This window comes from Ruminococcus sp. AF17-22AC (assembly GCF_003460065.1).
Classification (GTDB): Bacteria; Bacillota; Clostridia; order Lachnospirales; family Lachnospiraceae; genus Blautia_A.
In genome coordinates, this window is sequence record NZ_QRXT01000016.1 from 57,315 (window position 1) to 71,242 (window position 13,928).

Here is a 13,928-nt window from a genome sequence, read left to right on the forward strand (position 1 = left end):
CTTACCCATATTTCAGGGAAAGAAAGGAGCTACAAACATGAGCAGAAAAAGAAATATCTGGCGTGGTCTGACTACTCTTACAGCGTCTCTTCTGACCGTTTCTGTTGCGGCAGGACCTGTAGTAGACAGTTATCGTACAGACATCGACAAATTTCTTGGTACAAAGAGCAGTGCGATGGTAACAGACAGTACAGATGAGGATCTGTATACATATAAGTCTGATTATTCCAGCACTACCGAACTTCTTGATTCCATCGAGGATCTCGGAGAACGTATGAGTGAGGAAGGAACTGTTCTGTTAAAAAACGAGAACAATGCACTTCCGCTGACAAAGGATGAGACACAAAAACTGTCTCTTCTCGGATTCTCCAGTTATTATCCGGTTCAGGGTGGTGACATGGGAAGTTCCCTGAACGAAAATGAGGGAACAGATGCAGATACGGTAGATTTTGTTGAAGCATTAGATGCAAAAGGATTCAAGATTAATGAAGATCTTCAGAAACTGTACAAGAGCCTGGAATCAGAATTCAAAACAGAAGTTAATATGTGGGGAAATATCATGGAATATTACCACATTACAGCTCCTGCAACAGATGGCGTTTTTGCAAGCAAAGAACCTTCACAGGAAAAAATGGACAGCGTAGACAGCCAGTGGAAAGAATCTATGGATGATTACAATGTCATGCTGGTAACGATCGGACGTTCTTCTACAGAGAACGGAACTTATCTTCCGGGTGTGGATGGCGTAGATGCATCCCAGAATCTGAATCAGACGGATCCGCTTGGATTAAGTGATGACGAACGTGACCTGATCAATGCTGCAGTCGAAGCAAAAGAAAACAATGGCGGTAAAGTCATTGTTATGCTGAACAATGCAAATGCAATGGAGATTGATGAAATCAAAAACAATGATGGTGTAGACGCAATTATGGAAGTTGGCCTTCCGGGCGGATACGGATTCTATGGTGTTGCAGATATCCTTTCCGGAGAAGCAAATCCGTCCGGTCATCTGACAGATACTTATGCTGTGACAAATGCCAACTCACCGGCAGCACAGAACTTTGGTAACTATGAGTGGACAAATGCTGATCCGGCTGTGAATATCAATGCAGAGGAAGTAGAAGCAGAAGGTATTTACACAGGATATAAATATTATGAAACAAGATATGCAGATACGGTACTTGGACAGGGTAATGCAGATGCAACTGTAGGAAGCTCTACAGGAAAAGCATGGGATTATGATGATGAAGTATCTTATCCGTTTGGATATGGTCTTTCTTACACAACCTTTGAGCAGACTCTTAAGAGTGTAGATGTAGATCTTTCTGACAGAACTGTAACTGCTGAAGTAGAAGTTAAGAATACAGGAGATGTTGCAGGTAAAGATGTTGTACAGCTTTATACTTCTGTTCCTTACACAGATTATGATGTAGAAAACAAAGTAGAGAAATCTGCAGTTCAGCTTCTGGACTATGAAAAAACAGATATGATCGAGCCGGGCGAAAGCCAGACTGTTACAATTACTGCTGATGCACAGGATATGGCAAGCTGGGACAGCACATGCAGCAACGAAGCAGGAACAACAGGTAACTGGATCCTGGATAATGGAACTTATTATTTCACTGTTGGAAATGGTGCACATGAGGCAGTAAATAACGTGCTTGCTGCACAGGATCAGGATGTTGAAGGAAATAAAGATAATGTACAGACATGGGAACTTGGTGATTTCGATTCCTCTTCCTTTGCAGTAACTTTAAATGGTACACCGGTAGAAAATCAGCTCCAGGATGCAGATCTGAATAACTGGATGGAAGACACCGTTACTTACTTAAGCAGAAATGACTGGGAAGGAACTTGGCCGGAAACATACAAAGACCTGACAGCTACAGATGAGATGATCAGCACTATGGCTGATGACTACAGTGATATCGAAGCAAACGGAGATCCGTCTTCTGTAACCTTCGGGGCAGATAATGGAATGACCTTGGCAAATATGAAGGGTGTAGAAGATATCACAGATGAAAGATGGAGTACACTGATGGATCAGCTTACTCTGGAAGAATGCCTGATCCGTACTGGACTTGGTGGAACCAGCACAAAGGTTATCGAATCTATCACTTCTCCGGAAGCAATCCAGAACGATGGACCGAACGGATTCAACTCTTATCCGCTGGGCCAGTATGCAAACTCCAATGCTTCTACAGGAGATCCTTGCGTGATCGCAGAAGATGATCCGAACCGTGACTACAAGATGGGTGTTATGGCAGTTGAAACTGTAATCGGTCAGACATTCAGCAAACAGCTGGCAGAAGAATGGGGTAAAGCAGTAGGTAACTATTCTCTGTGGGCAAATACAGCAATCTGGTGGGGCGTTGGAACAAACCTTCATCGTACACCATACAATGCACGTAACCATGAATACTTCTCAGAAGATGCAGTTCTGACAGCAGGTCAGGGTGCAGCAATCATCAAAGCCGGACATGAGTATGGTGTACTGATCGCACCGAAACATCTGGCATTTAATGACACAGAGATCAACCGTACAGGTATTGCCGAGTTTATGACAGAACAGGCTGCACGTGAAAATGAGCTTCGTGGTACACAGTCCTGTATCGAAGATGCAAATGCGCTTGCTGTAATGACTACATACAACCGTGTCGGCTGTGTGACAAGTAATGCACATACCGGACTGCTTCTGAATATCCTTCACAAAGAATGGGGCTTCAAGGGCCTGATGTCTGAGGACTTCATTCAGGATCCGGCTTATACGAAGATCCACATGGCAGTACATAATGGTGTAACCATGACATGTAACACCGGTGACAACACCATGGCAGCAGTAGAAGCAGTATGGCCATACTGGAGTGTAGAAAATGCAAGCCAGAGTGAAGAACTTCTGACAGATCTGAAACAGGCAATGCTCTATCAGAATTATGCACTTGCAAACTCAAATGCAATGGATGGTATGTCAACCTCTACACATATCGAGAAACTGAATACATGGTATGATAACCTGATCACAGGTCTTCGTATTGGATTTGGTGTACTGACTGTACTCTGTGCAGCAATGTACCTGCTTGGACTGAAAAAGAAAGAGCAGTAAGGAGGAATAACTATGACTGAAAAGAAAAAAATGGGCGCAGGACTGGTCTTAAGTGTAATCACAGTTCTAGTAACTGTTGCAGGACTGGTTCTGTACATGATGAACTGCAAAACAAACTATTTTGTAAAAACTACTGGTACTGATAATACAATCGTTGCCTGCCTGGCTGTTGCTGCGATTCTTGAAATCGTTATGATCATAGTTTCTGTGAAAATGGGAGCAAAGCCGGTTCTGGATATTATTCCGGTAGCATGCGGTGTGCTGACAGCATATGCGCTGATCGCTTTTGTGGGAAGCAGAATCGCTGCAATCGGATCCATCATGACTTTTGAGAACAACGCTCAGAATATGGCGGATTTAAAAGGTGCGATCATTGGAATGATCGTATGTGCGGTCGCTCTGATCTTCACGATTATTTCCTCCTTCTTCAAAGTAGTAAAGGATTGATTTTATGAGCAAGACAAATAAAGATTTCTGGAACGGTCCACTGACCGGTTCCAGAATCAAATCAGAGGATGTAAAACTTCCGGAGATGTTGATAGGATATTTTATCGGACCGTTCGGAGCACTTCTGGCTTCCGGTATTTTTACCAGTATCCTTCAGAATTATTTTACAGATGTCCTGAAACTGAACCTGACATTTCTGACAACTTTACAGCTGTTCTCGACCATTCTGATCGTAGCAGCAAACCTGATCGTAGGTCAGCTTATTGAGCGTACGAGAACAATGGCTGGAAAGGCAAGACCGTGGATCCTGCTGTCTGCTCTGACTCTGTCCATTGCCTCTGTACTGATGTTTGTAGTTCCTTTTGAGGGAACTGCCAAAATGGTGTGGATCGCGATTGCCTACAACCTGTTTTATGCTGTGGCTTATCCGATCTACAATACAGCTAACTCCACACTGATTCCTGTATCTACAAGAAACAGTAAACAGAGAGGTGCACTGGCTTCCTTCACAAATGTGGCAGGACTTGCTGTTATGGGTGCCGGTTCCATGGTATTCCCGATCCTGGTTTCTTTCGCACTGAAAGAAAATCAGCATCTGTGGCTGGTAGCGATGACTGCAATCGCTATTTTCTCCGCGCTGACCATCTTCTTACAGTTCAAGTTCACACGTGAGCGTGTAACAGAAGAACAGATGTCTGAGGGCGATACAGAGGAGAAAACAGTTAAGATAGCTTCTCTGAAAGAACAGCTTTCTGCAGTTACCAGTGAAAAAATGTGGTGGATTGTGATGCTGTTCTACATGGGCTTCCAGTGGAGCGGTGCCATGAAGAATGGTTCCATGACTTATTTCTGTAAGTGGGTAATGGATAATACTTTCTTCGGTACAGCAGATGCCTGGGGCGCTTCACAGTCCCTTTTAAGTATCATGGGTGCAGTTCCGATGGCTGTGGCAGCAGTGGCAATCGTACCGCTCTGTAACAAATTCGGAAAACGTATCGTATGTATGGCCGGCATGCTTCTTGGTGCTGTCGGTGGCGTGATCGCAATCATGGGTAACGGGCAGATTGTTCCTGTAGCAATCGGTGTAGCTCTTAAATGCCTTGGATCTGCTCCGGCATGTTACATGATTCTTGCCATGCTTGCAGACGTAATCGATCATATCGAATACAAAGCCGGAATCCGTACAGATGGACTTACAATGTCTATTTACAGTTCCATCATGGTAGCTGCGACTCCGGTATGTAACTCTATTTTCAGTGCAATCTTAAATGCCAGTGGATACGATCAGGCAGCAGATATTGCTCTTGGTACTGCAGCACAGACAGCTGCAGCACAGACAGCAATCTCTGTCGGATATATCTGGGTAGAGACGATCGCTTATGTAATCTGTGCAGTACTGATTTTCTTCTTCACGATAGAGAAGAATCTGCCGGAAGAACAGAAAGCAATCGCAGCAAGAAAAAATAAATAAAGAGTCGTAAAAGACTGGTGTAAAGAGGCGGTCTTCTGATATATATAAGGTTAGTAAGTACAAAACTGTGCCTTAAGTATACCGGAAGACCGCTGTGTATTTATAAGATAAAACGGAAGGAGGAGACTGAACTATGGGTAAAAGAAAATTAAAAACTGTATTCTGGGTATTCCTTCTTCTGATAGTGACAGGTCTGATAGGATGTAAGCAGAAAGAGCCCGAAAAAGAACAGCTTTGTCATATTGTTATGGAAAAGGGGGATGGGTATCAGGTGACGGATCCTGTCAGAACAATAAAATCCGGAAGCAATGTGAGCTTTACAGTCACGCTGGATAATAACTGGCAGCTTCTGGGCACAGATTATCATGGCGAGACAGAAATAATAAAAGATGATGATGGAAAAACCGTGGAGATTGTTCTGCATGAAGTAAAATATTCGGAGAGTATCTGCATTCAGGCTGAAAAAGGAAAATATGAGATTTTGTATGATGCCAATGGCGGACAAAACACTTCAGGGGATTCAGACAGAGCGAGCATCTGTTATCGAGGTACTCACCAGAGAATCAATACTTCAATAGGAACGGATCTCTTTTTCAGAAAGGGTTACACACTGCTTGGATGGAATACCAGGGCTGATGGAAGCGGCCAGGCTGTGGGACTTGGAAGCCGGATCGCGTGGAAAGCAGGGCTTGTGCTGTATGCACAGTGGACGCCGTGGACAGACGAGGCAGATTTTATATACAAAAAAGTATCAGGCTTTGCAGTCATAACCGGATATAGCGGCAAGGCACAGCAGATCTGTATTCCACCCAGTCTTGGGGGATTACCGGTACGTACAATCCGGGAGAATGCTTTTGCAGATACAGACTGTAAAACCGTGATTCTTTCGCCGGGAATCTATGAAATTGAAAAGTGGGCATTCAGAAACAGTCATTTGGAACAGTTGTATCTTTATGATGATCTGGAAAAAATCAGTGACTATGCATTTCAGGACTGTGATATGCTGCATACTCTGCATATCAACGCAATCGAGGCTCCGGCCTACAGTGGAAATTATTTCGATACATTCCAGGATAAATATGATCGTCTGTTGAGCATGAAGGATAAAAAGAAGATTGTCCTGTTTTCCGGCTCTTCGACAAGATTTGGTTACGACAGTGAGATGATAGACCAGGCTTTTCCTGATTATGAAGTAGTCAATATGGGAGTTTTTGCCTATTCACCGGCACTTCCGCAGCTTGAACTGATTCGTTCCTGTATGAAGGAAGGAGATGTTCTTCTGGATTCTCCGGAATTTGATGCGGCAAACCGGCAGTTCTGTTATCAGAAGGAACTGGATTATGCAACTTTTGCCATGATGGAGTCAGATTATGATGTGTTTGTGCAGCTGGATCTCAGAGAGTATAAACAGATTTTCACTGCTTTTACTGCATATCAGGATGCAAGAGCAGATATGGAAAGAAAAAATTATGATGTCTGCGCATCAGAGTATGACGAGGATGGAAATGAAGTGGAGGAGCCAAGCTACAATGAATACGGGGATTATGTAGTGTACCGTCCGAATTCCACAAGTGAAAAACCGATTTACGGACTTCCGGTAAATTATACAGTAAATGCATATCCGAAGGATACTTATATCGATTCCATAAATACAGAATTTCAAAGATTTCTGGATCAGGGAATAAAAGTTTATTTTACTTACTCACCCAGAAATAAATATGCGCTTTCTGAAGACAGCACACAGGAGGAAAGAATCCGGCTGCATGAATATTTTAAGAGTCAGCTGAATGTTCCTGTCATTTCGGAACTTGAGGATTCTTTGTATACAGGAATTTATCTGTATGGAACGGATAATCATTTGTCTACGGAAGGGGCACAGATCCGGACTGAAAAAGTGATAAGGAATCTAAAAGAACAGTTTGTGAAGGAGGAAAAGAAATGAATTTTATATCACTGACATTTGTTTTCTCCTTTCCGGTGGTAGTGCTTTTGTACTGGAAGATTCCATGGAAATACAGAGAACTCTTTCTACTGGCTGTGAGCTATTTCTTTTACATAAAAGAAAGTTCCTGGGCAGGAGGACTGCTTCTGCTTACAACGGCAATCACGTATCTGGCGGGAATTGCTGTTGAGAAGGGCAGACACAGAAGAGCCTGGCTGATTTTGGCAGTGACTGTATGTCTGGGATTTCTGATCGGTCTGAAATATTCAGTCCCGCCAGTGGGAATCTCATTTTATACCTTCCAGACAATGGCATATGTGATCGATGTGTATCGTGGCGAAATTTCAGCGGAAAAAAGTCCTTTAAGCTATGCTCTGTTTGTATCGTTCTTTCCACAGCTGGTTGCAGGTCCGATCGAGAGAGCAGGTAATCTTCTTGGACAGCTGAAGGAAAAGCATACAATGAGAGGGGAAAATCTGCTGAATGGTTTCTGGCTGATGCTCCGGGGATTTTACAAAAAAGTTGTCGTGGCAGATTATCTGGCGGTATATGTTGATAAAGTATATGCTGCGCCGCAGGATGCCGGAGGAATTGGAGCGGTTCTGGGAACGGCGTTTTTTGCGGTTCAGATTTATTGTGATTTTTCGGGATATACAGATATTGCAAGAGGTGCGGCACGTATGATGGGAATACGGCTTATGGAAAATTTCAGGCATCCTTATCGCGCGGTAAGCATACAGGATTTCTGGAAAAGATGGCATATCAGCCTGACATGCTGGTTTACAGATTATGTATATATTCCACTTGGAGGAAACCGCAGAGGGTTTGCAAAGCGATGCAGGAATGTACTGATCGTTTTTCTGCTGAGTGGATTCTGGCATGGAGCGTCATGGAATTTTGTTGTATGGGGACTGATCCATGGAATCTATATGGTTGGTGCTATATGCCTTTCACAGATTAGGAAAGATAAAAAGAGAATCCTTCATCCGGTGGCTGGCTGGATCCTTACGCTGCTTCTTGTGAATATTGCGTGGGTGTTCTTTCGTGCTCCTTCACTTATCGGAGCATGGCGGATTCTGCAACAGCCGTTTGTGAATCCTCTGGGCAGTGGAATAGCTGAGACTATGAGTTTCCTGGGAATTCGGGGATTTGCGATTCTGCGACTTCTTACGACAGGAATTAGCTGGCTGATTCTGGAACGACTTCCTGAGGAGATCGATAAGAACTGCCAGACTCAGAAAGGCTTTTGTATGGCAGCAGTGATTTTTGTTGTTATGGTGACTGTGATTGAATTTTCATGGCTTGGCAGGATGGCATCAGGCGGTGAAAATGCATTTATTTATTTCAGGTTTTAAATATGGATAAAAGAACAGTAAGACGTATTGTTGCAACTGCACTGGCAGTGATTCTGGCTGAACAGGTATTTTTTCTGATCTGCGGTTTTGGACTGCCTGTACAGTTCGGGGATACATTTATGGGAGAACTGAAAAGTAAATATGAGAGGCTGAAGGAAACTTCGGGAAAGCGAATTGTGCTTGTCGGAGGAAGCGGAGTGGCTTTTGACTGTGACAGTGCCCTGATGGATGATTTTTTTCCTTCATATGAAATAGTTAATTTCGGTATGTATGCAGGTCTTGGAACCAAGGCAGTTATGGATCTTTCCGAAAATTATATTCATGAAGGAGATATCGTAATCCTTTCCCCGGAGCAGAGTGAGCAGACATTTTCCGATTATTTTAACGGAGAATACATGTGGCAGGCTGCTGATGGAGCCTTTGGAATGCTTCGTGATCTGAAAAGTGAAAACTTTGAGGCGATGCTGGGAAATTTTCCACGGTTTGCACTGGAAAAGCTGAATTATGTAATGAAAGGGCAGAAGCCTCAGACGGACAGCATTTATCAGAAGAAATCCTTTAATACATACGGAGATATCGAACTGGATACATGTCGGGAAAACATCCTTCCGAATGGTTATGATGTGAACCAGAAAGTAAGATTTACAGAAGATGTAGTTCAGCCGGAATTTATGGACTATATGAATGACTGGGCCAAAAGACTTGAAAAAAAAGGGGCTGTGGTCTGGTATCGGTACTGTCCGGTAAATAAACTGTCTGTGGAAGATATGGATGACCTGGCAGCATATGATGTATTTTTGCGTCAGAAACTGGATTTTCCTGTTATAGGAAATCCGGAAAACAGTCTGATGGAAGCGGAGTGGTTTTTTGACACCAATTTTCATCTGAATCAGTCAGGAAAAGAGGTAAATACCGTGCAGCTGATCCGCGATATGAAAGCGATGCTGGGGGATGACAGAGCTGTAACTGTGGAACTCCCGGAGAAACCTCACAGAACGTGGGGAGATGTATCTGCAGAAACCAGAATATGGACTGCAAAGGACAGTGAGACATATCAGGGTGAAGAAACGATCGTGATCCCGGAGAATGTGACACAGATTGAAGACTATGCTTTTTCGAATTGTGCAGGTCTTAAGCAAATTGTGCTTGAACAGAAAGATCCTTCGAAATGTATTGTGGGTCAGCATCTTCTGGATGGTACAGGTGCAGAAATCCTTGTTCCGCAGATGTCTGTAGACAGTTATAAGCGAAATTATTTCTGGTCAGTGTATGCCGGCAGGATCGGGAAAGTTACTGCTCACGCAGAAAAATAAACCAACCACGTTCAAAAGAAATCTGATACGGAAAATCATGATACAATGAAGATACGATAAAAGTGAGACTATAAATTTTGAACTGTAAAATCAGGATTGTGAAATTGATAATATGAAATCTGGAGGGAAAACATGAAAACAAAACAGGCTGTGAATCCATACATGCCAAGCTGGGAATATGTTCCGGATGCAGAACCACATGTTGTAGGAGACCGTGTGTATGTTTACGGTTCTCATGATATATTCAACGGACTGAATTTCTGCCTGGGCGATTATGTCTGCTGGTCGGCACCGGTGGATGATCTTGGTAATTGGCGTTATGAGGGCTGCATTTATAAGAGAGAACAGGATCCGGCAGCACCGAGAATCCGTCTGACAAATGGCCTTGCAGCGCCGGATATGGTGCAGGGACCGGATGGAAGATTTTATTTGTACTATTTCATGGGTGGTACAAAGATGATCTCCGTAGCTGTATGTGATGAACCGGCAGGAAAATATGAATTTTACGGGTATGTAAAATACAGTGACGGTATTGCAATTGGCAAAAAAAATGAGCCGTTCCAGTTTGATCCGGGTATCTTTATGGATGATGATGGAAAACTGTATCTGTATACAGGTTTTGCACTGGCAGGAAACCCGATCCTTCTGGATGGATCGAAACCGACAGAACATGGCCCGATGTGTTTTGAACTTGATCCTTCTGATATGCTGACGGTACTGAATGGACCGTCCTATATTGGAGTTGCTGGCGAAAAGGAATCCATCGGTACTCCTTATGAGGGACATTCTTTCCTTGAAGCAAGCTCCATGCGTAAATTTAATGGTACATACTATTTCATTTACAGCACAATGAACAGCCATGAACTCTGCTATGCGACAAGTGACAGTCCGGTAAAGAAATTCCAGTATGGCGGAATCCTGGTAAGTAATGGCGACATAGGAATGGAAGGTGTCCCGGATGTAAAACATGCGAGAAATAACACCGGAAATACACACGGAAGTATTATTGAGCTGAATGGAAAATATTTTGTTTTCTATCACAGACACAGTAACCGTAAGCAGTCTTCGCGTCAGGCTATGGCAGAAGAAATCCGTTTTGAAGACGGGAAATTTTATCAGGCAGAGATGACTTCCTGTGGATTAAACGGAGGCCCGCTGGAAGGAAAGGGGACTTATCCGTCATATATTGCATGTAATCTGTATGGAAAAAAAGGAACCCGTTTTTTAAGTATGATCAAACACCCGAAGAACGGAACTCCGTATCTGACACAGGATGGAAAAGACAGAGAATCCGGACCGGATCAGTATATTGCAAATATGTGTGATAGTGCACTGGCAGGATTCAAATACTTTGATCTCAGTGAAACAAAAGAGATCAGTGTGGCAATAAAGGGGCGCGCGGAAGGTACACTGTATGTCCGTACCAGTGAAAACGGCGAAGCCGTTGCAACGATTGCTGTCAGTCCATGTAAGGAACTGAAAGAGTTCTCATCTGCTGTCCAGACTTCCGGAAACAGAGAGGCTTTGTTCTTTACTTTTGAAGGAAAAGGAAGTTTTGACTTTATTTCGTTTACTTTGAAATAAAAAGCCGAGATAAAAAATGGATTGTTTCCTGTGCTTTTTCTTGTTATACTACAAGTATTATTATATGAGAAGGCACGGGGGATGAACATGCTTCGTATTGCAACAGTGGAAGATGATGCGCATGATCTGGAAGCGTTGCGAACTCACCTGAATCGATACGAAAAAGAAAACGGACTGAAATTTCTGATTACGGAATTTCGGGATGGAGAAGACATCGTGACGGATTATTCCGCGGATTATGATCTTATTCTCATGGACATTGAGATGGCTTTTCTGAACGGAATGAAAGCCGCCGAAAAAATCCGCGAACTGGACAAGGACGTTGTTATTATATTTATAACCAATATGCCTCAGTATGCGATTCAGGGATATAAGGTAAATGCTCTGGATTACATGCTGAAGCCTATTTCGTATTTCTCTTTTTCGGAGAGTATGGGAAGAGCGCTTCACAGAGTAAAAGTACAGGAAAAAGAATTTATTACTATAGCGCTGAAAGGCGGCAAAAAGAAACTGGATATTGGACAGATCTGTTATGTGGAGGTGCAGGATCACCTTCTGATCTATCATACAACAGAGGGAAACTTTGTTACCAAGGGGACAATCAGGGATGCGGAGAGCCAGCTGGATGTAAAGCGTTTCTTCCGGTGTAACAGATGTTATCTGGTAAATCTGGAATATGTAGATAATTACATGGGAAGTGATGTCAGCGTGAACGGAGATACAATTCAGGTAAGCAGGAGCAGACGCAAACCATTCCTGGACGCATTAAATGAATATTTGAATGAGGTGGGCAAATGAACACAGCAGAGGTGCTAAATACACCAGGGTATTACTATGCCATAGCTTATGCTTTATCCGTATTTGTGATCACATGTACGAATGAAAGAAAAATCGGGAGATGGAAGCTGGCAGCAGTAAGCTGTGCTCAGTTTGCCCTCCTTTTATTTTTTATGACTGTGACAGATGGAGTAAGACAGGAATTGTTTGTTCCGTCGATGTCGCTGATAGTGTTGCTTCTTCTGGGATATATTTATATCTGTAATGATTTTTCGCTCAGAGAGGCGGGATTTTACCTCGTAAAGGCGTTTATCAACGGAGAGTTTGCGGCTTCTCTGTGCTGGCAGATATATTATTATCTGAGATATGTAAGAGGAATACAGGGAGAGCTTTTAAAATGGGTGGAACTGATTCTGGTTTATGCCGTGATCTTTACCATACTGGCATTGATGGAGTTGAATCTCAAAAAAGATCTTGAAGAGCTTCATATTACAAGAAGAGAATTACTGGTGGTCATTATCATTGCTGCCTCGGTATTTGCTATGAGTAATCTGAGTTATCTGGATCAGAATGGACTGTTCAGCGGAACCTTTGTTATGGATATTTTTATTATCCGTACACTCGTGGATTTAAGCGGGATTGCCGTACTGTATGCATATCATGTTCAGGTCAAAGAAATTCAGATCCGCTTTGAGAAAGACACACTTCATAATATTATGGAGATGCAGTACAAGAACTACCAGCTGTCAAAAGAAAATATTGATATGGTAAACCAGAAATATCATGACCTGAAGCATCAGATCAATCTTCTCAAGACTCAGGCTTATGTCGGAAAGTCTACAAGTTATCTGGAAAAAATGGAACGCGAGATAAGGGTATACGAGACTCAGAACAAGACCGGAAATCAGATACTGGATGCAGTGCTGACAAATAAGGCAATGATATGTCAGAACAAAGAAATAGAACTGAAGTTTATTGTAGACGGAGGAGCTCTGTCTTTTATGGAAGATATGGATGTGAGTGCATTGTTTGGAAATATGCTGGATAATGCGATTGAAAGTGCAGAAAAGCAGCAGGAGAAACAAAAACGTCTGATCTGGCTTTATGTGACAAAAGAGAAACAGTTTGTGCGCATCCGTACGGAAAACTACTGCGATGAAAAGATACGGTTCAAAAACGGAATGCCTGTAACGACCAAGAAAGACAGACGCCTCCATGGATATGGAATGAAGAGTATAAAAAGTACGGTTGAGAAGTACCACGGATCAGTCGTTGCTGCGCAGGAAAATAACTGGTTTGAGCTGAAAATACTGCTTCCTGCAGGAGGGTAAAGACAGTGAAAAAAATATTAAAATAAATGCAAAAAAAGTGTTGACAATGTAAAATGTGTTATGTATAATTAACCATGCGTTTGGAAAAGACGCACTTCAAATTGCATAAGAGATTATGAGTTCGGAGTCAGGAGAAGTACTCAAGAGGCCGAAGAGGTGCCCCTGCTAAGGGTATAGGTCGGGTGACCGGCGCGAGGGTTCAAATCCCTCCTTCTCCGTTTGAAGTTTTTGAATTTTAAAAAATAAAAAACTTCAAAAAAGTACTTGACATTCAGAAATGAATGTGATAGAGTAAACGAGTTACTGATGCAACGACGAATCACAAAAAGTCATTTAAAAAAAGTTTGAAAAAACTTAAAAAAGTTCTTGACAAACGAAAATGACAGTGGTAAAATAAATGAGCTGTCGAAAGACAGAGAACCTTGATAACTAAACAGTGAAACACATACGATTCTCGAAAATTCTTTAACGAATCATCATTCAACAGAATGAACTTTTAAAAACAGTAATGACGAGAGATAACTAAGCTAGTTGGTTGTCTTGAGTACATCAAACACTTTATCAGAGAGTTTGATCCTGGCTCAGGATGAACGCTGGCGGCGTGC

At 42.6% G+C, this 13,928-nt stretch carries 9 protein-coding genes and 1 tRNA gene; all 10 read left to right on the forward strand.

Translation table 11 applies throughout. From position 1 onward, the window contains the following. Nucleotides 1-37: 37 nt before the first annotated feature. The 10 genes from DWW86_RS16010 to DWW86_RS16055 all read left to right on the forward strand — a co-directional run bounded on the left by DWW86_RS16010 (nucleotide 38) and on the right by DWW86_RS16055 (nucleotide 13,541). Nucleotides 38-3,103 (forward strand): glycoside hydrolase family 3 C-terminal domain-containing protein, encoded by a 3,066-nt coding sequence (locus DWW86_RS16010; RefSeq protein ID WP_072522551.1) that lies wholly within the window; start codon nucleotides 38-40, stop codon nucleotides 3,101-3,103. A gap of 12 nt (nucleotides 3,104-3,115) precedes the next feature. Next, nucleotides 3,116-3,550, forward strand: a complete 435-nt coding sequence (locus DWW86_RS16015) for a hypothetical protein (RefSeq protein ID WP_005423947.1) — start codon at nucleotides 3,116-3,118, stop codon at nucleotides 3,548-3,550. Between the two features lie 4 nt (nucleotides 3,551-3,554). Then, a complete protein-coding gene (locus DWW86_RS16020) occupies nucleotides 3,555-5,021 on the forward strand; it encodes an MFS transporter (protein WP_072522552.1) in 1,467 nt (488 codons plus the stop codon). 133 nt (nucleotides 5,022-5,154) lie between these two features. Next, nucleotides 5,155-6,963, forward strand: coding sequence for a leucine-rich repeat protein (locus tag DWW86_RS16025; protein ID WP_072522553.1), 1,809 nt, complete (start codon nucleotides 5,155-5,157; stop codon nucleotides 6,961-6,963). Then, nucleotides 6,960-8,318: an MBOAT family O-acyltransferase gene (locus DWW86_RS16030; RefSeq protein WP_072522554.1), complete on the forward strand. Its 1,359-nt coding sequence runs from the start codon at nucleotides 6,960-6,962 to the stop codon at nucleotides 8,316-8,318. The genes DWW86_RS16025 and DWW86_RS16030 overlap by 4 nt, the downstream gene beginning before the upstream one ends. Nucleotides 8,319-8,320: 2 nt before the next feature. Beyond that, a complete protein-coding gene (locus DWW86_RS16035) occupies nucleotides 8,321-9,631 on the forward strand; it encodes a leucine-rich repeat domain-containing protein (protein ID WP_117944020.1) in 1,311 nt (436 codons plus the stop codon). A gap of 132 nt (nucleotides 9,632-9,763) precedes the next feature. Continuing rightward, entirely contained in the window at nucleotides 9,764-11,215 is a 1,452-nt protein-coding gene (locus tag DWW86_RS16040) for a family 43 glycosylhydrolase (protein ID WP_072522556.1), read from the forward strand. An 81-nt stretch (nucleotides 11,216-11,296) separates the two neighbouring features. Then, nucleotides 11,297-12,013 carry a LytR/AlgR family response regulator transcription factor gene (locus DWW86_RS16045; protein ID WP_072522557.1) on the forward strand — a complete coding sequence of 239 codons (717 nt, stop codon included), beginning with the start codon at nucleotides 11,297-11,299 and terminating at the stop codon, nucleotides 12,011-12,013. Next, complete coding sequence (locus DWW86_RS16050; RefSeq protein ID WP_072522558.1) at nucleotides 12,010-13,323, forward strand: ATP-binding protein; 1,314 nt, start codon at nucleotides 12,010-12,012, stop codon at nucleotides 13,321-13,323. The genes DWW86_RS16045 and DWW86_RS16050 overlap by 4 nt, the downstream gene beginning before the upstream one ends. Before the next feature lie 130 nt (nucleotides 13,324-13,453). After that, a tRNA-Ser gene (locus DWW86_RS16055) sits at nucleotides 13,454-13,541 on the forward strand. The last annotated feature ends 387 nt before the right edge of the window (nucleotides 13,542-13,928 follow it).

Bases quoted from the DNA above. Each gene is read 5' to 3' on its own strand.
- DWW86_RS16010 (WP_072522551.1), top strand. From the start codon at position 38: ATGAGCAGAAAAAGAAATATCTGGCGTGGTCTGACTACTCTTACAGCG.
- DWW86_RS16015 (WP_005423947.1), top strand. From the start codon at position 3,116: ATGACTGAAAAGAAAAAAATGGGCGCAGGACTGGTCTTAAGTGTAATC.
- DWW86_RS16020 (WP_072522552.1), top strand. From the start codon at position 3,555: ATGAGCAAGACAAATAAAGATTTCTGGAACGGTCCACTGACCGGTTCC.
- DWW86_RS16025 (WP_072522553.1), top strand. From the start codon at position 5,155: ATGGGTAAAAGAAAATTAAAAACTGTATTCTGGGTATTCCTTCTTCTG.
- DWW86_RS16030 (WP_072522554.1), top strand. From the start codon at position 6,960: ATGAATTTTATATCACTGACATTTGTTTTCTCCTTTCCGGTGGTAGTG.
- DWW86_RS16035 (WP_117944020.1), top strand. From the start codon at position 8,321: ATGGATAAAAGAACAGTAAGACGTATTGTTGCAACTGCACTGGCAGTG.
- DWW86_RS16040 (WP_072522556.1), top strand. From the start codon at position 9,764: ATGAAAACAAAACAGGCTGTGAATCCATACATGCCAAGCTGGGAATAT.
- DWW86_RS16045 (WP_072522557.1), top strand. From the start codon at position 11,297: ATGAACATGCTTCGTATTGCAACAGTGGAAGATGATGCGCATGATCTG.
- DWW86_RS16050 (WP_072522558.1), top strand. From the start codon at position 12,010: ATGAACACAGCAGAGGTGCTAAATACACCAGGGTATTACTATGCCATA.